Source organism: Aliiroseovarius sp. B-4, from assembly GCF_056857795.1.
Genome location: NZ_JBSXNV010000039.1, coordinates 408,258 through 425,213, shown reverse-complemented (window position 1 = coordinate 425,213; position 16,956 = coordinate 408,258). Strand labels below are relative to the sequence as shown.

Annotated in this window: 20 protein-coding genes; 9 read left to right on the top strand and 11 right to left on the bottom strand. The window is 57.6% G+C overall.

Going from position 1 to position 16,956, the window contains the following annotated elements; genetic code table 11:
- Positions 1-23: 23 nt before the first annotated feature.
- The 8 genes from AC13C8_RS13065 to mutM all read right to left on the bottom strand — a co-directional run bounded on the left by AC13C8_RS13065 (position 24) and on the right by mutM (position 7,562).
- Complete coding sequence (locus tag AC13C8_RS13065) at positions 24-644, bottom strand: LysE family translocator (protein WP_482847707.1); 621 nt, start codon at positions 642-644, stop codon at positions 24-26.
- Positions 641-1,057, bottom strand: coding sequence for a VOC family protein (locus AC13C8_RS13060; RefSeq protein WP_482847705.1), 417 nt, complete (start codon positions 1,055-1,057; stop codon positions 641-643). Before AC13C8_RS13060 ends, AC13C8_RS13065 begins: the two co-directional genes overlap by 4 nt.
- Entirely contained in the window at positions 1,054-2,160 is a 1,107-nt protein-coding gene (recF, locus tag AC13C8_RS13055) for a DNA replication/repair protein RecF (RefSeq protein WP_482847703.1), read from the bottom strand. The genes AC13C8_RS13060 and recF overlap by 4 nt, the downstream gene beginning before the upstream one ends.
- A 70-nt stretch (positions 2,161-2,230) precedes the next feature.
- Positions 2,231-3,349, bottom strand: coding sequence for a DNA polymerase III subunit beta (gene dnaN, locus AC13C8_RS13050; protein WP_091427809.1), 1,119 nt, complete (start codon positions 3,347-3,349; stop codon positions 2,231-2,233).
- 137 nt (positions 3,350-3,486) lie between these two features.
- Entirely contained in the window at positions 3,487-4,848 is a 1,362-nt protein-coding gene (gene dnaA, locus AC13C8_RS13045) for a chromosomal replication initiator protein DnaA (RefSeq protein WP_482847701.1), read from the bottom strand.
- Positions 4,849-5,442: 594 nt separating this feature from the next.
- Positions 5,443-5,706: a 30S ribosomal protein S20 gene (gene rpsT, locus AC13C8_RS13040; RefSeq protein WP_091427805.1), complete on the bottom strand. Its 264-nt coding sequence runs from the start codon at positions 5,704-5,706 to the stop codon at positions 5,443-5,445.
- A gap of 160 nt (positions 5,707-5,866) precedes the next feature.
- A complete protein-coding gene (locus tag AC13C8_RS13035; protein WP_091427803.1) occupies positions 5,867-6,643 on the bottom strand; it encodes an enoyl-CoA hydratase in 777 nt (258 codons plus the stop codon).
- Between the two features lie 67 nt (positions 6,644-6,710).
- Positions 6,711-7,562, bottom strand: a complete 852-nt coding sequence (mutM, locus tag AC13C8_RS13030) for a bifunctional DNA-formamidopyrimidine glycosylase/DNA-(apurinic or apyrimidinic site) lyase (protein WP_091427802.1) — start codon at positions 7,560-7,562, stop codon at positions 6,711-6,713.
- 74 nt (positions 7,563-7,636) lie between these two features.
- Here mutM and ubiE point away from each other — a divergent pair, with 74 nt between their 5' ends.
- On the top strand, positions 7,637-8,389 hold the full coding sequence (gene ubiE, locus AC13C8_RS13025) for a bifunctional demethylmenaquinone methyltransferase/2-methoxy-6-polyprenyl-1,4-benzoquinol methylase UbiE (RefSeq protein ID WP_482847699.1): 753 nt from the start codon (positions 7,637-7,639) through the stop codon (positions 8,387-8,389).
- Between the two features lies 1 nt (position 8,390).
- Positions 8,391-9,920 carry a 2-polyprenylphenol 6-hydroxylase gene (gene ubiB, locus AC13C8_RS13020; RefSeq protein ID WP_091427798.1) on the top strand — a complete coding sequence of 510 codons (1,530 nt, stop codon included), beginning with the start codon at positions 8,391-8,393 and terminating at the stop codon, positions 9,918-9,920.
- On the opposite strand, the gene AC13C8_RS13015 is transcribed toward ubiB, so the two are convergent.
- The 3 genes from AC13C8_RS13015 to fliK all read right to left on the bottom strand — a co-directional run bounded on the left by AC13C8_RS13015 (position 9,906) and on the right by fliK (position 12,149).
- Entirely contained in the window at positions 9,906-10,772 is an 867-nt protein-coding gene (locus tag AC13C8_RS13015) for a phosphotransferase (protein WP_091427797.1), read from the bottom strand. The genes ubiB and AC13C8_RS13015 overlap by 15 nt on opposite strands.
- 66 nt (positions 10,773-10,838) lie before the next feature.
- Complete coding sequence (locus AC13C8_RS13010) at positions 10,839-11,510, bottom strand: flagellar hook capping FlgD N-terminal domain-containing protein (RefSeq protein ID WP_482847697.1); 672 nt, start codon at positions 11,508-11,510, stop codon at positions 10,839-10,841.
- Between the two features lie 12 nt (positions 11,511-11,522).
- Positions 11,523-12,149 (bottom strand): flagellar hook-length control protein FliK, encoded by a 627-nt coding sequence (fliK, locus tag AC13C8_RS13005; RefSeq protein WP_482847695.1) that lies wholly within the window; start codon positions 12,147-12,149, stop codon positions 11,523-11,525.
- A 262-nt stretch (positions 12,150-12,411) separates the two neighbouring features.
- Here fliK and AC13C8_RS13000 point away from each other — a divergent pair, with 262 nt between their 5' ends.
- From AC13C8_RS13000 to AC13C8_RS12970, 7 genes are all read left to right on the top strand, one after another.
- A complete protein-coding gene (locus tag AC13C8_RS13000; RefSeq protein WP_482847693.1) occupies positions 12,412-12,546 on the top strand; it encodes a hypothetical protein in 135 nt (44 codons plus the stop codon).
- Positions 12,547-13,189: 643 nt separating this feature from the next.
- The gene (locus AC13C8_RS12995; RefSeq protein WP_482847879.1) at positions 13,190-13,462 is read left to right on the top strand and encodes a rod-binding protein; all 273 of its coding nucleotides are present in this window, start codon (positions 13,190-13,192) and stop codon (positions 13,460-13,462) included.
- On the top strand, positions 13,449-13,802 hold the full coding sequence (locus AC13C8_RS12990; protein ID WP_482847691.1) for a hypothetical protein: 354 nt from the start codon (positions 13,449-13,451) through the stop codon (positions 13,800-13,802). Before AC13C8_RS12995 ends, AC13C8_RS12990 begins: the two co-directional genes overlap by 14 nt.
- A gap of 208 nt (positions 13,803-14,010) precedes the next feature.
- Positions 14,011-15,303 carry a flagellin gene (locus tag AC13C8_RS12985; protein WP_091427790.1) on the top strand — a complete coding sequence of 431 codons (1,293 nt, stop codon included), beginning with the start codon at positions 14,011-14,013 and terminating at the stop codon, positions 15,301-15,303.
- A gap of 74 nt (positions 15,304-15,377) precedes the next feature.
- A complete protein-coding gene (gene flaF, locus AC13C8_RS12980; RefSeq protein ID WP_482847688.1) occupies positions 15,378-15,749 on the top strand; it encodes a flagellar biosynthesis regulator FlaF in 372 nt (123 codons plus the stop codon).
- Complete coding sequence (flbT, locus tag AC13C8_RS12975; protein ID WP_091427787.1) at positions 15,746-16,150, top strand: flagellar biosynthesis repressor FlbT; 405 nt, start codon at positions 15,746-15,748, stop codon at positions 16,148-16,150. The genes flaF and flbT overlap by 4 nt, the downstream gene beginning before the upstream one ends.
- A complete protein-coding gene (locus tag AC13C8_RS12970) occupies positions 16,147-16,941 on the top strand; it encodes a DUF1217 domain-containing protein (protein ID WP_482847686.1) in 795 nt (264 codons plus the stop codon). Before flbT ends, AC13C8_RS12970 begins: the two co-directional genes overlap by 4 nt.
- The last annotated feature ends 15 nt before the right edge of the window (positions 16,942-16,956 follow it).

Below are 16,956 nucleotides of genomic sequence, written 5' to 3'. Positions count from 1 at the left end.
TGTCCAACAGACCGCTTTTCCGCCTATGTAAATGGAATGATGATTCCCACCAGAATCAACATGCTACCGGCGGCCACGTTCATACGACGCAGGCTTGTCGGTGATGACAGCACTTTGCGGGCGCGGTCGATAAAAAACGCCATGCCCAGGTTGCCGATCAACGGCACGACGAAAGAGGCGATGCCAATAGCCACAATGTCCGCGGCGGTCAGGCGCGACAGGTCAAAGAACCCCGGCAGAACGCCCATGTAGAACAGAATGGCCTTGGGGTTGGCGAGAATTACGATCAGGCCCGCGACAAAACCCGCCCAGATGCCGGGACGGGTCAACTTGCGATCCTTGGAAATCTTATGATCGGCGGATCGAATGATCGCGACGCCCAGCCAGATGAAAAACAGCGAAGCCACGATTTTCAGGACCAACATGGCCCCGCCAAAGCTGGACGCCACCCAGCCCATGCCCAGGGCCGCCAGAACCGACCAGAAGATGTCGCCGATTGCGACGCCCATCGCCAGCGGCCAAGCCTGGGCAAAGCCACCGGCCAGAACGCGAGCCACCAATGCCACCCAAACCGGGCCGGGGGTCAGGAACAGGATGAACAGGCCGATGACATAGAAACCAAGCTCAAGCGCTGTGATTGTCATTTCAGATGCCCATCACCATCCAGTTCCCAGAACGGGTTCATGGCGTATTCCCACAGGTGCCCGTCTGGGTCGGCGAAGTAACCCGAATACCCGCCCCAAAAGATCTTTTCAGGGCGTGTAACTTCGGTTGCCCCCGCTGCAAGAGCCTTGTCATAGGCTGCATCGACCTCGGCCTCGGTCGAGAAGTTCTGTCCCAGTGTCATCGCCCCTGTCTTCAGGGCCTCAATTGGCATCCCTGTGTCTTCGGCCAAGCCATCCAACAGGTAAAATCCGAATTTCATGCCGTTCATGTCATAGAAGACCACCTTGTCCTGCACTTCGGATGGCTCCCACCCGATGGCTTCATAAAAGGCGCGGGCCCGGGCAATATCCCTGACGCCTAGGGTGATCAGGGTCACACGGTTGGTCTTCATATCGTCACCTCTTCAATGTGCGAGCGCCCATCCGCTTCGCTGACTTCAATATGGCTGGCACGATTGCCAAGTTCGGCAAACAAATCGGGACCAGTGCCGGTCATGAAGGCTTGCGCCCCAAGTGCGCAAACCTCGTCATAAAGCGCGGCACGACGGCCAGCATCCAGATGTGCGGCCACTTCGTCCAGCAGCAGGATGGGCGGTGCGCCAAAATCACGCGTCAACGCGCGGCTGTTGGCAAGAATCAACGACACCAAGAGCGCTTTCTGCTCGCCTGTCGAGCAATCCCGCGCGGCAATCCCCTTGGTGGAATAAGTGGCGGCCAGATCTGTCCGATGCGGCCCAACAAGGGTCCGCCCGGCCAGCAAATCACGTGGACGGCTTTCGGCAAACGCCTGTGCCAAACCCTCTTCAGTTGTCGGCAATTCGGCCTCGTCAGGCTGGATTAGAGACAGTTCCGCCGCCGGAAAAGCCGTTTCGGCTTCGGCTTGTGCCGCGATCAGCAGTGACAGGGCGGTGTTTCGGTTCTTGGTCATCTCGGCGGCAGCGCGCGCCATCTGCGCTTCCAAGGCATCATACCAGTGGCCGTCACGCTGACCATCTTTCAACAGCCGATTGCGTTCGCGCATGGCCTTTTCATAGGTCAGAACCGTATCGGCGTGGTGCGGCTCGAAACTCATTGTCATCCGGTCCAGAAACCGCCTGCGCCCGTCTGCGCCTTCGACCCAAAGACGGTCCATCACCGGCACCAGCCAGACCATCCGCGCGATCCGGCCCAGGGCGACCTGCGGCGCGGATTTACCATCGATCCGCACCTGCCGCACGCCGCCTTGTTCGATCCAGGTCTCAACCTCGTGTATTTGATGCAGGCTTTGCAGGATTGCCGTGACCTTCCAGCCGACGCCTTCCGGCCGCCGGATCATCTCGTCCGCGGTTGCACGTCGCAACCCGCGCCCCGGAGACAGCATGGATATCGCCTCAAGGATGTTGGTCTTGCCAGCCCCGTTGCGGCCATGGATGGCGACGGGCCGTCCGTCAAGCGACAGCCGCGCAATGCGGTGGCTTCGAAAATGGCTGAGTGTCAGCTCTCGCAAGGCCAGCATCACTTGCCCTGCCTTATCTTCTTACAGAAAACATCCCCGCCGGGGGCGTCGGATCGTGGCTTGGTAGCGGTCACACACGCATCGGCATGACGACATAGACAGCACTGGTGTCATTGCCTTCACGCATCAAGGTCGGGTCGCCGGAGGAATTGAACATGAACACAGCGTTTTCGCGGTCCACCTGGCTGGCAATCTCAAGCAGGTATTTGGCGTTGAACCCGATTTCCAATCGCTCGTCCCCATAGGCGACAGCCAGTTCTTCTTCGGCGGCACCGGCGTCCGGGGCATTCACGGACAGGATCAGGCGATCTTCGTCCAGTTGCAGCTTCACGGCACGCGACCGTTCGCTGGACACAGTGGCGACGCGATCGACGGCCTGAGCAAATTCGGTGGCGTCCACCTCCAGTTTGCGGGTGTTGCCCGTGGGAATAACGCGGGTGTAGTCGGGGAACGTGCCGTCGATCACCTTCGACGTCAGTGTGATCGCTGGTGTCGCAAAGCGGATCTTGGTTTCCGACACGGACACGGCGATGGTCGCATCGTCATCGTCCAGCAGTTTGCGCATCTCGCCCACGGTTTTTCGGGGCACGATCACGCCGGGCATATCCTCGGCGCCGGCGGGCAGGTCGGCGTCGATCCGTGCAAGACGGTGACCATCAGTGGCCACGCAACGCAGAACCTTGCCGCCATCAGCATCAGCCACATGCATATAGACGCCGTTCAGGTAATACCGTGTCTCTTCCGTCGAGATTGCGAATTTCGACTTGTCGAACAGGCGGCGCAGAACAGGCGCGGGGGCCGAGAAATTAGCTGAATACTCGGATGATGCCATCACCGGGAAATCTTCCTTCGGCAGCGTCGCGAGCGAAAAGTTCGAGCGTCCCGCCTCGACCGCCAACCGGCCGGTTGCACCATCATCGGTCAGTTGCACCAACGCCCCATCTGGCAGCTTGCGCACAATTTCGTGCAGGGTCACGGCGGACACCGTTGTGGCACCTGCGCGTTCGACCATGGCATCGGTCTTGTCGACAACTTCGATATCCAGATCGGTGGCGCGGAACGATACGCTGTTGCCTTCGGCTTCGATCAGCACATTGGCGAGGATTGGGATGGTGTTTCGGCGTTCTACAACGGATTGCGCCTGTGACACGGCTTTAAGCAGCGCGCCGCGTTCGATACTGATCTTCATGTCCCACTCCTGACAGATACCGGGACGGTGAACATATCACGTTCTCCGCCCGGCTCAATTTGTTATTCGGAATGTCTGATTCTTTCGCGGGCGGGTCAAGGCTTTAGGGCCTAAAAACCCGCCAGAGTCGTGTCAATTCAGGCTTCAAGCGCACGGCGCAGAAGTTCAAGATCTTCAGCGATCTGATCGTCGGCGCCCTTCAACTCGTCAATCCGCTTCACCCCGTGCATGACAGTGGTGTGATCACGACCGCCAAATCGGCGCCCGATCTCTGGCAATGACCGCGCGGTCATGTGTTTGGCCAGATACATCGCCACCTGACGCGGTCTGGCAATGGTGCGCACACGCTTGGGACCGATCAGGTCGGACAGGCGAATGTTGTAATGTTCGCTGACCTTGCGCTGTATCTCTTCCACCGTCACCTTACGGTCCGAGGCGCGCAGGATGTCACCAAGGCAATCCTGTGCCAGCTCTAACGTGATTTCGCGACCCACCAGAGACGCGAAGGCAAACAAGCGCATCAAAGCACCTTCCAGAACGCGCACATTGGTCGAGATGCGGTGGGCGACAAACTCCAGAACGCCATCCGCGATCACCAGCCCGTTATATTGTTCGCGATAGGTGCTAACCTTGTTCTGAAGCACACCAAGGCGCAGTTCGTAGTCGGTCGGGTGCAGGTCCACCACAAGGCCACATTGCAGACGACTTTTGATACGGTCTTCCAAGTCCTTGATCTCGCCTGGTGCGCGGTCGCCGGAAATGATGATCTGCTTGTTTTGATCCACCAACGCATTGAAGGTGTGGAAAAATTCTTCCTGCGTGCTGTCCTTGCCCGCAATGAATTGCACATCATCCACCATCAGCACATCAACCGAGCGGAACAACTGCTTGAAATCCATCATCTGCTTTTCGCGAAGGGCCTGCACAAAGCGATACATGAACTGCTCGGCTGACAGATAGACCACGCGAAGATCGGGATTGCGGGTGGTCATTTCGTGCGCAATGGCGTGCATCAGGTGCGTTTTGCCCAGTCCGACGCCGCCATACAGGAACAGCGGGTTGAACGTCACCGGGCCACCTTCGGCCACGCGACGGGCTGCTGCGTGCGCCAGTTCGTTGGGCTTGCCCACAACGAAATTGTCGAAGGTGAAACGGTCGTAAAGCGGTGCGCCGGGCAGATCGTCGTGATTTGTTCTGGCAATTGCGACAGCCGGTGCAGTTTCATCTGACGCCTGAGCCAATTTTGCCGTGGCTGTCTTCGACGGGACCGCAAAATCAAGTCTCGAGACCTTCAGGCCCTCGCCAACCATCTGATGCAGAATCTTGTCGCCGAAGTTTCGATCCACCCAGTTGCCCATAAAATTGGTCGGAACCAGAAATGTTGCCACGCCGTTCTTCAGATCGGCAAATTCCAGCGGTTCAATCCAATTGGTATAGTTGTTCTGCCCTACCGCCTTTTGCAGCTTGTTTCGAACAAGTCCCCATTCATCGTTCGTCATGTCACCTCGACCCGGTTTCTTTGATAGGCTGTTCAACGACAGCCATTTTACCAAACATATAGATACCAGACGCGCCCAAGCGCCCGACGATCCACAAAACCAAGCACGCCTGCCTCACCAAAAGCGTGCCAAGCCGACAGGCGTTCGCTGCACAAGACCACAGTCTTGGCACAGGGATCGCCCGATCGGGCATGGAGACATAACAATAAGTTAACCTGCCAGGCCGAAACGGTCTGACAATCACTGAAACGACGCTTGCCTTTAACCCGACCCCCAAGTCGGAATAAAAACTTACGTCGATTGCACCGGACAGGCTCCGATTCAATCTTCAGGTCAAATTTTAACCTAATTTTTCAAGGGGTTATCCCTTGAATGTATGATAGTCCCAAGTCGGCGATGTGAATCGCTGAGGGCAAACTAGCAACCTGTCAGCGGCGCGCGCAATAGAAACTCGTGCTTGACTCATTCTTTGCAGAAACGAATCCCAAGCGGCTTGCACTAATGCAATTTTTGCCGCCAAAAACGAGAGCGGAGCGTGCCTTTGAGGACACGCTCCGTCTGTTTTTCAAAACCGGTCTTTGACCAGAATCGCGATTAGCCCAGGGTTTTGATCCGTGCGGACAGGCGCGACACTTTCCGAGCGGCAGTGTTCTTGTGGTAAACGCCTTTGGTCACGCCGCGCATCAGTTCGGGCTGAGCAGTTTTCAGGGCTGCCGACGCGGCTTCCTTGTCACCGGATTCGATGGCTTCTTCGACCTTGCGCAGGAAGGTGCGAATGCGCGAACGGCGGGCTTTGTTTACAGCGAAACGAGCCTCGTTCTGGCGGGCGCGTTTTTTGGACTGGGGCGAATTTGCCATGTGTCTGATCCCTTCATCGGGTGTGGTTTACGTTTCAATAGCCGCGCGTTCGCACCCGACCGGGTTCAGAACCGGTGATTCTGGCCAAAGCGGGCCTCACGCGCATGTATGACGGCACCCTTTACGGAAAAATGTCTGCAAAGGGAACCCATAAAAAGCGTTACTTGTCGCGGAACTGTGGTTCGCGCTTCTCGGTGAAGGCGGCCATGCCTTCCTTCTGGTCCTCGGTCGCAAATAACGAATGAAACAGGCGACGTTCAAACAGGATGCCTTCGGTCAGCGGCAGCTGCTCGGCGCGGTTCACTGCTTCTTTGATGGCCATCACCGTTATCATGGACTTTTCGGCGATCTTGGCCGCGGCGGACATCGCTTCATCCATCAGCTTCTTGGCGGGCACGACACGGCTGACAAGGCCAGCACGTTCTGCTTCTTCCGCGTCCATGAACCGACCGGTCAGGTTCATGTCCATCGACTTGGCGCGACCAACAAGTTTGGTCAGACGCTGGCTGCCGCCCATGCCAGCCATCACACCCAGGTTCACCTCGGGTTGGCCGAACTTGGCGGTGTCCGCGGCAATGATGAAATCACACATCATCGCCAGCTCGCACCCGCCGCCCAGCGCATAGCCGGACACGGCGGCGATGATCGGTTTGCGGATGCGCATGATCGCATCTTCTTCCGGAGTGAAAAGGTCGCCAGCGAACACATCGACAAAGCTCTTCTCGGCCATCATCTTGATGTCTGCCCCGGCGGCGAAGGCTTTTTCGGATCCGGTGATCACGATGCAACGCGCCTTGTCGTTCTTCTGAGCGTCCGCCAGGGCGTCACCCAGTTCGCCCAGCAGATCAAGGTTCAATGCGTTCAGCGCGTCGGGTCGGTTGAGCTTGATCAGACAGATGTGATCTTCGATCTCAACGATGATATTCTTATAGGCCATGGTTCCCCTTGCCATTGTCCGTGGTGGTCGAAGCGGAGTCGTAAGCCTGCCCGCCTCAGTGATCAAGCTATCTTTGGCATTGCGCACAATAGAATGTTGAACGCCCCGATTGCGTGATTCGCCTTATTTTTCCAGTGCAACCTTGCGTCACGCAGGGTTGACCCTCGCGGCCGTAGGCTTGAAAATTGTGTTGGAAATAGCCCAGTTCGCCGTCTGCCTGCCGGTAATCGTTAAGGGAAGATCCGCCGCTTTCAATCGCTTCTACCAGCACGTTACGAATGATCGGGACCAGCCCTGCGATGCGCGCGGATGAAAGACGCATGGCTTTGCGGGTGGGGTGAATGCCGGCCCGAAACAGCACCTCGCAGACATATATATTGCCAAGCCCCGCGATGATTCCCTGATCCAGAAGGGCGGATTTGATGGGGGAGTTACGGTGCTTTAACGCGCCGATGAGATAGGGTTCGTCGAAGGCGTTCCCCAACGGCTCCGGTCCCAACACGCGGATCAGTTTATGGTCCTCTAGCCCTGACGAGTCGCACAGGTCCATCGCGCCAAAGCGCCGCGGGTCATTGAATGTCACCCGTGCGCCGTTGTCCATGTGCAGCACCACGTGGTCATGCTTTTCCGGCGCGGGGTGGTCGTGATGAAACTTGCCCAAAGGGTGGCCCGAGATCAGCATTCGTCCTGACATGCCAAGATGAGTGATCAGGGTCTCGCCGGTATCAAGATCCGCCAACAGATACTTCGACCGCCGCCCTAACCGCATGACCCGTGCCCCGGTCAGCCGATCCGCCATCCGATCGGGAAACGGCCAGCGCAGCCCCTCGCGCCGGGTTTCAGCCCGGACAATCCGCGCGCCTTCCATCACGGGGGACAATCCGCGACGAACCGTCTCGACCTCTGGTAATTCGGGCATATCGGGCGTGTCTCCATTGTGCGTGGGTATTCGTCGGGATATGAGGGATCAATCGCAAGGAATGGGCAAGCCCGATGAGCACATCCGAAACAAAAACAACCCATTTTGGGTTCAAGACCGTGGCCGAGGATGACAAGGCCCGCATGGTCCATGGCGTATTCACCAATGTCGCGTCGAAATATGACATCATGAATGACGTCATGTCCGTTGGCATCCACCGCGTTTGGAAAGACGCGATGATGGATTGGCTGGCCCCCCGGAACGGTCAACGGCTTTTGGATGTCGCAGGGGGCACTGGCGATATCTCGTTCCGTTTCCTGGATCGCGCACCCAAGGCATCTGCGGTTGTGCTGGACATGACCGAGTCGATGCTGGTCGAAGGACGCAAACGCGCAGACGTCGCCAACAAAGCTGACCGGCTGGAATGGGTCGTCGGCGATGCGATGGCGCTGCCGTTCGAGGATGGCAGCTTTGACCGCTATACGATCAGCTTCGGCATCCGCAACGTGACGCGGATCGCAGATGCCCTGTCCGAGGCTTACCGCGTGCTGAAACCCGGCGGTCGCCTGATTGTGCTGGAGTTCAGCCAGCTTCCCAATGACGGCATGCAGAAGCTCTATGATCTCTATTCCTTCAACGTGATCCCCCGCATGGGCAAACTGATCGCTGATGACGCCGACAGCTACCAATACCTGGTCGAATCCATTCGCAAATTTCCGGATCAAGAGACGTTCGCGCAAATGATCCGCAACGCCGGATTTGAAAATGTGAAATATCGCAACCTGTCCATGGGCATCGCAGCACTGCATTCGGGATGGAAGATCTAGGATGCGCGGACCCCACAACATCTGGCGGCTGATCCGCACCGGTGCGACCTTTCAACGGACGGGCGCGATGGGTGTCGTGCTGGATGCGATGAACGCGCCGCCGATCATTCGTATGGCCGCGCGAATTGTGGGCTTTCCTTTTGCGTGGTTGGGCAAGAAGGGCGATACGTCTCTGCCGCCCCTGACGCGCGCGATCACGGCGCTTGGCCCAGCCTATATCAAGTTTGGCCAGATTCTATCGACACGCCCCGACGTGGTTGGTGCGGAGCTGTCGGATCAATTGCAATATCTGCAGGACAAGCTTCCCCCGTTTCCGTCTGCCGTTGCCCGGCGGATGGTCGAAAAGGAACTGGGCATCAAGATCGACGAGGTGTTCTCGGAGTTTTCAGAACCCGTCGCCGCTGCGTCGATTGCGCAGGTCCATCGCGCGCGCATCGCAGCCACAGGCGAGGAAGTCGCAGTTAAGGTTTTGCGCCCGTATATTGAACGCGCGTTTCGCACCGATATCGACGCATTCCATTTCTCGGCCGGTGTCATCGAGTTCTTGCTGCCCTCCACCCGCCGCCTGCGTCCCACTGATGTGGTCGAACATTTCGAGGGCGTGGTGATGGGCGAGCTGGATTTGCGGCTGGAAAGCGCCTCGGCCAGTGAGTTTGCCGAAAACACCGCAGATGATGCCGGGTTCGTTGTGCCCAAGGTCAATTGGGGATTGTCGGCTCGGACCGTCATGACATTGGGTTGGGGCGAGGGCATTCCGGCAAACGATTTGCCCGCCATTCGCGCCTCGGGGCTGGATATGGATGGGCTGGGCGAACGGGTGCTGCAACTGTTCCTGTCACACGCGCTGCGCGACGGTCTGTTTCATGGCGATATGCACCAAGGCAATCTGAAATTTGCAGCAAACGGGGATATTATCGCCATTGATTTCGGCATCATGGGGCGAATTGACGAATACACCCGCCGCGTTTATGCCGAGATCCTGTATGGCTTCATCACCCGCGATTATCGTCGCGTGGCCGAGGTTCATTTCGAAGCGGGTTACGTGCCCGCCGACCGCAATGTCGAGGAATTTGCCCGCGCCCTGCGCGCTGTGGGCGAACCGATTTTCGGCATGGATGCCACGCAGATTTCGATGGGTCGGCTGCTGTCCTATCTGTTCGAAGTAACCGAGAAATTTGGGATGGAAACCCGCACCGAGCTGATCTTGTTACAACGCACCATGGTGGTTGTCGAAGGTGTGGCCCGGTCGCTGAACCCGAATATCAATATCTGGCAGGTCGCAAAGCCGGTGGTCGAAAGCTATATCGCCAACTCGATCGGGCCAAAGGCGCTGTTAAGCGATTTGGCGCGGACGGTGCGGGTGCTGGCCCGGTTCGGCCCGCGTTTGCCAGAACTGGCTGAAGCGGCACTGATCCGACAATCCACACCACCGCCGGAAACCGACCGGGCGCGCCCCGCTCGGGCGATGGGATATGTGACGCTGGGTGGTGGTTTGGCCCTTGTCGCCGTGTGGGTGTCAAGCCTGCTCTAACGCGTCCAGTTCAAGCGAGGCTGCGCGGGCATAGTCCTGATCGCCGCGGGCGCTTTTCCAGTGACAATAGGCGACCATACGCCAGTGATACAGCGGGGCCAGCGCATGATAACGCGCGATGGCCCGGGCGTCCTGACTCGCATGCAGATAATCCGACAGGAAACGCGCGATTTCATTCTTGCTTAAAGGGCGGTGGCCATAGAGCATCTGCATCGCCGGGGACAGAAACATTGCGATATCGGCGCTGGAGTCGCCAGCGGCGGGGCACTGCCAGTCGATCAGTCGCAGCCCATCGGAGGTCACGATGATATTGCCGGGAACGAAGTCGCCATGCAGAAATACGCGGTGGGCGTCAGGCAGGGCTTGCGGAACGGGCGGCGGTGGGGTCAGGCCGGATGGGGACATGCCATGACCATCGGCAATCAGTGAGGCGGGTGTGACGGTCAATTCCGGCAGTCCAACCGGCAGCGTGCGTGCATGCAGCCGTGCCATTGCTTGTGCCGCCGCTGTCACATCGCCGTTCCAGGGGTGGCCGTCGATGTGCTGATAGACCATCGTTTCACCAAGGGTGCTGTCCTGAAAAGCCACAAGCTCTGGCGCCATGCGTGACCCGCTCAATGCACGCAACGCCAGCGCCTCGCGGGTTCCGTCATTGGCGAAAAGCGGCGTGGCGGTGTTGGGAATGAACAATTTGCAGACCAAGGGCGGAGCATCTTGCATATCGACGCGCCAAATCAGGTTGGTGCGTCCACCTGTCAGCAGGGACCAATGAGCCGCATCCGGGATCACCGACGCATCTGACCAGATGCGCCGCAATTGCTCGCGCTTTGTCTGCCTTAGCTTTTCGTCCATTCCCGTGGCCCCTGTTCAAACCGGCGCCAAGCTAGGATGCGAAAGGGTCAGGGGCAACCGTATCAATCACGGCTCGCGGATCGCTGACACCGTGTCCGCCTGAATCTTTTGACCGCTTTCAAGGATCAACCACAGATTGCCATCTGCATTCTGGCTTTCGGTGATCTTGCTATAAGCCTCTACCGGGTCGGTTGAAAGGTGAACACCGTTGCCGGAACTGACCAGTTCAAACGAATAGACACCACGCGGGAACGGCATGCCGGACTGATCCACACCGGCCCATTGAACCGGGTCGGTCGAGGTCGGGATAATCTTGTTCTCGACAATGTCGCCAGCCGCGTTCTTGACGACCAACCTTGTTTCATCAGCACCGATGGCTGGTTGCGGTACAAGTGTGATCGGCGTCTGATCAAACTGAACGGGGGCGGCGACGCGCGCCTCCATCCCGACCCATCCGGCAATATCGGACAGCCCCATCAGGCCAAGTTTTGTCCCAAGCCCGTCAAGCAGATCATTCGTCCGCACCTGTTGTTCGACGCCTGAGAAGGTGGCCAGCTGCACGGCGTAATCGGAAGATTCAATCGGGTTCAACGGATCCTGATTTTCCATCTGAGCGGTCAGCATTTTCAGAAAAGTTTCAAAATCAGAAGAGATCACGGCATCGCCATTTTTCGTCCCTTCGGAATATTGTGCAGGTCCCGCCGTCAACGCAGCGGGCAGGGTTTGAGATACATCCATTGGGTTTCCTTTCTAGATCCGAATGTCCATGCCGGTGGCACCACCGACATGGACCTGAACCACGTCTTGCGTTTCAAGCGGGTCAACGGGATCGGTTCGGGTTGTCGACAGTTGTTGCGCGGTCGGCAGGGACTGCCCGTTCGAAGCTGTGTCTTGCCGTTGCTGTTGGAATGAAAAGCTGACCTTGTCATAGCCCAGTTCGTGCATCTCCTGCGCCAGTTGTTCGATATGGCGGCGCATCAGGTCCAGCGTCTCGGGGCGTTCGACCTGAAGGATGACATTCAGGGATGCTGCCTCGGTCTGAAAGCTCATCCGAACGCGTCCCAGCTCTTCGGGGTTCAAGGTCAGTTCGATCGGTTTGTCAGGGTTTGATCGAACCGCATCGGCCAATTGTGTGGCGATAAGCCGTGGCAATTCGGATGCCGAACGGGGCAGCTGCGCAGGCTGACCCGCCTCGCGAAGATGCGGCGCGCTCAGATCAGGGAGCGGGTCGTCCGATGCAACAAACACCTCGGCGGCGGTGATTGGGTCGTCCAAAGACCATTTCGTCGGAGTTGACACGCCAATCGAAGTGGACGCTGCCAAAGGTGAGGGCGATGGCGGCAATTGTGGTGTAACGGCTTTGGTTTCGCTGCGCATTGACCCATCAAGGAGCGGGGATTGTTGTTGTATTGGTTGCACGGGGTCATTTGCAATCCGCGAGCGTGACCCCTCTTTCACAGAATCATGTGGCACCGCGGCAGGGGTCGCCGCGACAGGATTTGATTCGGGCGATCCTGCGATCGGTTGATGTATGGGTGACGCAAGTGCAGGGCCTGCGGATTTGGCGTCAGGAACTAAAGGCGGCGTTTGAACGGCCGTGTCCGCCGCAGCCACAATGGTCACAATCGGGTCAGAGGGAATGGTGACGGATAGCGTGGAGGCGTCCTGTGAAGCAAGCGGGCTGTGCGTGACCGGCGCGGCGGTACCTGGTTTGGGATTCTCGCTTGGATATGCGTTTGTTGGTGATGAACCGATGGCGGATGCCGGGCTGTGACCGGGCGGTCCACCTGCATTCCAGCCCACAAGCCCGACAAATGCTGGTGCTGTTTCAGGTGCGAATACAGGGACTGTCACGGCCTCGGACTGTTCGTCTTCGTTTTGTGCGGGTGTTTCCGGTAAATCAGGATCGCGCTCAAGGTTTGGCTTTGCCGTGACGTTTGTTGGAGCAGCGCGGGGCGCGTCAGGCATTTTTGGCCCAGCCATCATACGGTCATTCGTATCCCTTGGTTTGGTCATTTCCGCGTTTTGGCTGTTGAGGTCGGTCTGTGGATCGACCTGAATGGGAGCCGTTTCCGCCTGCGTGGTAGGAGGCAGAAAGCGGGCGACTGCAGGAGGCTCCATTGTCGATCCAATATTGGACCTGTCTTTACCCAGAGAAAACGAGATGCTCGTCTGCGTGTCCACACCCGGCGCAGTTGACAATTTTGCCGACCGGAGGCTCGGCCGGTGTTCGGCATCGCTGGGTCCAATTGGCTGAATGGCGGGGTTAAATTGCATGTCATGTCCCGGGTGTTCTGACTCCGATAAGGCGACCATGCCAGTTGCAAGTTACCAGTTCTTTACCGCTTGCTGCGATAACCAAGAAAATTGTCGTCAAAAAGGATCGGAAAATGGACGCAGTTGGATCCACGCACCGTATGGGTGCACAACCAAATGCTGACGCCAAAGGGCAGAATGACGCGGAGTTGATGGATGTTGCCCGCAAGCTGGAGGCCAGTTTCCTGTCCGAAATGCTGAAATCAGCAGGGATCGGCAAAACACCCGACAGTTTCGGAGGTGGTGCGGGTGAGGATCAGTTCGCATCGTTTCTACGTCAGGCGCAGGCCGAGGAAATGGTGAAATCAGGCGGCATTGGGTTGGCTCAATCTCTGTTCGACGCGTTGAAGGAACAAGATAATGGAGGACTCTAGCGCCCCTACAGCTATGAACGCACTTGAAGACCTGCTTGAGCGGGAAAGGGTCTTTATCCTTTCAGGCGAAATCGAAAAGCTGACGCGGCTGGTGCCTGAAAAGGAGCGGTTATTGAACTCTGTGAAGTCGCTGGAGGCAGACCAACCGGCTCTTGAACGGCTTCGCCATCGGGCAGATCGAAACCAGCAGTTGCTGGCGGCAACGGTGCGCGGGATTCGAGCTGTGAAACAGCGACTGGATGCGCTGATGAAGGGTCAGTCGGAACTGCGCACCTATACACGCGAAGGGCGGGCGCAAGATTTGTCGAAGCGGGGATCCAGCTTTGAACGGAAAGCCTGATCAGGAAAGAATTGTCTCAAATTGAAGGCAAGCAAACTGTATGGATTCAGACTTCCTTTAGATCATTCGTCTCATTTTAGTTCTGCATCCTGAGGGATGGCGCGTGCCGGATTTATGGCGACGCAACGGTCAGAAAGACTTGCAGACCCGCCGCAACCGGCGGCTACGAAATCAGGTGCAAAGCGCCAATGAACGAAGGAAAAATCGAATGTCCAGTATTCTGACCAATAACAGTGCGATGGTCGCACTTCAGACACTGAAATCCATCAATTCCAACCTTGCCAGCACGCAGGCTGAAATTTCGACCGGCAAGGCCATCGGCTCAGCCAAAGACAATGCAGCGGTCTGGGCGATTTCCAAAGTGATGGAAGCGGATGTGAAAGGCTTCAAGGGCATTTCTGACAGCTTGTCACTGGGCGAAAGCACCGTTGCGGTTGCGCGTCAGGCGTCGGAAACCGTGACCGACCTGCTGACGGAAATCAAATCCAAGATTGTGGCGGCGCAGGAAGACAATGTTGACCGTGGCAAGATCCAAACCGACATCGTCGCGCTGCGCAACCAGATCACATCCGTCGTCGGCGCGGCGCAATTCAACGGTCTGAACCTTGTGGATGGCTCGCAGACCGGAACCAACGCCAATGGCAACACGGGCGTCGACGTCCTGTCGTCGCTTGACCGGAAAGCAGATGGATCCATCGTCACCAGCTCGATCGGTGTCGACGCACAGAACCTGTCGCTGACGGCGGGCACGGCGTTGGCCGCGGCGGCTGCCTCGGTCGGAACGGATACCGGCACAGCCGGTGTGATCGATGCCAATGATGGTGGCACCAACGACTCGATCACACTGGACACGTTTGCGTTCCTTGACGCCTCTGGTGGCGCTACTGCGACTGCGGCAGTGATGCCGGATGCGGCCGGGGTGGATACTGCCGTGACCACCGGACTGGTTGTTGGCGATCAACTGTCTCTGACGATAGGGACGGTGCAAGGAAGCTATGTCGTCAAGGAAGGTGACACAGCGGAATCCGTGGTTGCGGGCATGAAGAACGCGATGGTCGCGCAGGGGCTTGATGGAAACAGCTTCAGTATGGACATCGACACCAATGCAGCGCAGCTGGTGATCACCAATGAAACCAATGCTGATGCGGCCTTCTCGTTCAGCGCGTCGCGCGGGTCTGGTGGGTTGGCAGGTCTGGCCACCATGGATGTTTCGACCAGCGGTGGCGCGGATGCAGCCCTTGGTGCGATTGAGAACATGATTCAAACGTCGATTGATGCTTCGGCCACCTTTGGTTCGGTTGAAGGTCGGATTGAAATTCAATCCAACTTCGTGGGCAAACTGTCGGATTCACTGAAAGCCGGCATCGGCGCGATGGTTGACGCTGATATGGAAGCAGCCTCGGCAAGGTTGCAGGCGCTTCAGGTTCAGCAGCAACTTGGCACGCAGGCGCTGTCGATTGCGAATCAGGCGCCGCAGAACATCCTGTCACTGTTCCGCTAAACTGACACGAGGGCGCCAAAATGGCGCCCTCACCTCACCCTCTGTAAGTTTCCCGTCACAGGAAGGAAATCCCAGTGAACGCAGTCACCTTGGCCAAAACGGCCTATAATACATCCTCCCGCGCACCGTTGCGCACATCTCGCGGAACTGAATACGACGCTTTTGCAAAGGTTACGCACCAATTGGGCCGGGCGCGAACCACCGGCTTCGCTGATCTGGCCGCAGCCCTTCATGAAAACCGGCGTCTGTGGACCGTGCTTGCGGCGGATGTCGCCGATGATGGCAACGGTCTGCCCAACGAACTGCGGGCGCGCATATTTTTTCTGGCCGAGTTTACGGCTGACCACAGTCGCAAGATTCTATCCGAAGGCGAAGATGTTTCCGTTCTCGTGGATATCAACACAGCCATCATGCGCGGGTTGCGGCAGTCGGAGGGTGCGTCATGAGCGGCCTTGTTCTGAAGCTCAGCCCAAAGGAACGCGTCTTGATCAATGGGGCCGTGATCGAAAACGGCGATCGCAGGTCGCGTCTGTCCATCGTGACGCCGAATGCAAACATCCTGCGACTGCGGGATGCCATCCATCCCGAGGATGCAAATACCCCGGTACGCAGGGTCTGTTACATCGCACAGCTTGTTCTGTCGGGTGATGTCACCAAAGACGATGCGCACTTGCAACTTTTGCGTGGGATCGAGCAGTTGAGCCAAGTTCTGACGGATGTGGACAGTCGCGACCTGCTGTCCTTGGCGACGTCGGCCGTGCTTGAGGATCAGCACTACCTCGCCCTCAAGCAATTACGGGCCTTGTTGCCGCGCGAGGAACGTCTGCTGGGTGCGCGATTGTCATGAGCTTTCAGCCCGTCATACCCATGGGCGGCGCGGCGGGTTGGGCGTTCCTGAAGCGCACACAGGCTGCGCAACAGACCGCGTTCAATGCTTCGCCTGAAATCCAGCGGGACACACAGTATTTCGAAGAAAAAATCGGGTCGATCAAGACGAGTGAAGATCTGGTCGGTGATCGCCGCCTGTTGCGTGTGGCTTTGGGTGCGTACGGGTTGGGCGACGACATCAACAGCACCTATTTTGTGAAGAAGGTGTTGGACGATGGCACGCTGGACACCGGTGATTTGGCCAACAAGTTGTCGGATAAACGGTATTTGGAGTTCGCTAAGGATTTCGGGTTTGGCGATTACAACATTCCGCGCACCCAGATCTCGGATTTCGGGTCCAGGGTCGCCGATGCCTATCGGCAGAAGCAGTTCGAAATTGCGGTGGGTGAGCAGGATGCCGACATGCGGTTGGCTATGACACTGGATTACCAGTTGTCTGAAATTGTTCGCGGGTCCGGATCGGACGATACGAAATGGTACAAGATCATGGGCAACCCACCTTTGCGCGAGGTGTTCCAAACAGCCTTTGGTTTGCCAAGCGCGTTCGGGTCCGTCGACATCGACCAGCAACTGGCAACCTTTCGGGACAAGGCCGACCAATACTTGGGTAGCAGCACTGTCGATCAGTTTGCGGATCAGGACAAAGTGGACGAGTTAAACCGGCTTTTCCTTGTTCGCTCACAAATCGCATCTGGCGACGCGTCAATGTCAAGCGGTGCGATTGCGCTGAGTTTGCTTCAGACGATCTAGGCGGTACACCCGATA

Coding starts and splice junctions, on each gene's coding strand:
- AC13C8_RS13065 (WP_482847707.1), bottom strand. CDS start 644: ATGACAATCACAGCGCTTGAGCTTGGTTTCTATGTCATCGGCCTGTTC.
- AC13C8_RS13060 (WP_482847705.1), bottom strand. CDS start 1,057: ATGAAGACCAACCGTGTGACCCTGATCACCCTAGGCGTCAGGGATATT.
- recF (WP_482847703.1), bottom strand. CDS start 2,160: ATGCTGGCCTTGCGAGAGCTGACACTCAGCCATTTTCGAAGCCACCGC.
- dnaN (WP_091427809.1), bottom strand. CDS start 3,349: ATGAAGATCAGTATCGAACGCGGCGCGCTGCTTAAAGCCGTGTCACAG.
- dnaA (WP_482847701.1), bottom strand. CDS start 4,848: ATGACGAACGATGAATGGGGACTTGTTCGAAACAAGCTGCAAAAGGCG.
- rpsT (WP_091427805.1), bottom strand. CDS start 5,706: ATGGCAAATTCGCCCCAGTCCAAAAAACGCGCCCGCCAGAACGAGGCT.
- AC13C8_RS13035 (WP_091427803.1), bottom strand. CDS start 6,643: ATGGCCTATAAGAATATCATCGTTGAGATCGAAGATCACATCTGTCTG.
- mutM (WP_091427802.1), bottom strand. CDS start 7,562: ATGCCCGAATTACCAGAGGTCGAGACGGTTCGTCGCGGATTGTCCCCC.
- ubiE (WP_482847699.1), top strand. CDS start 7,637: ATGAGCACATCCGAAACAAAAACAACCCATTTTGGGTTCAAGACCGTG.
- ubiB (WP_091427798.1), top strand. CDS start 8,391: ATGCGCGGACCCCACAACATCTGGCGGCTGATCCGCACCGGTGCGACC.
- AC13C8_RS13015 (WP_091427797.1), bottom strand. CDS start 10,772: ATGGACGAAAAGCTAAGGCAGACAAAGCGCGAGCAATTGCGGCGCATC.
- AC13C8_RS13010 (WP_482847697.1), bottom strand. CDS start 11,510: ATGGATGTATCTCAAACCCTGCCCGCTGCGTTGACGGCGGGACCTGCA.
- fliK (WP_482847695.1), bottom strand. CDS start 12,149: ATGCGCAGCGAAACCAAAGCCGTTACACCACAATTGCCGCCATCGCCC.
- AC13C8_RS13000 (WP_482847693.1), top strand. CDS start 12,412: ATGGTGACGGATAGCGTGGAGGCGTCCTGTGAAGCAAGCGGGCTGTGC.
- AC13C8_RS12995 (WP_482847879.1), top strand. CDS start 13,190: ATGGGTGCACAACCAAATGCTGACGCCAAAGGGCAGAATGACGCGGAG.
- AC13C8_RS12990 (WP_482847691.1), top strand. CDS start 13,449: ATGGAGGACTCTAGCGCCCCTACAGCTATGAACGCACTTGAAGACCTG.
- AC13C8_RS12985 (WP_091427790.1), top strand. CDS start 14,011: ATGTCCAGTATTCTGACCAATAACAGTGCGATGGTCGCACTTCAGACA.
- flbT (WP_091427787.1), top strand. CDS start 15,746: ATGAGCGGCCTTGTTCTGAAGCTCAGCCCAAAGGAACGCGTCTTGATC.
- AC13C8_RS12970 (WP_482847686.1), top strand. CDS start 16,147: ATGAGCTTTCAGCCCGTCATACCCATGGGCGGCGCGGCGGGTTGGGCG.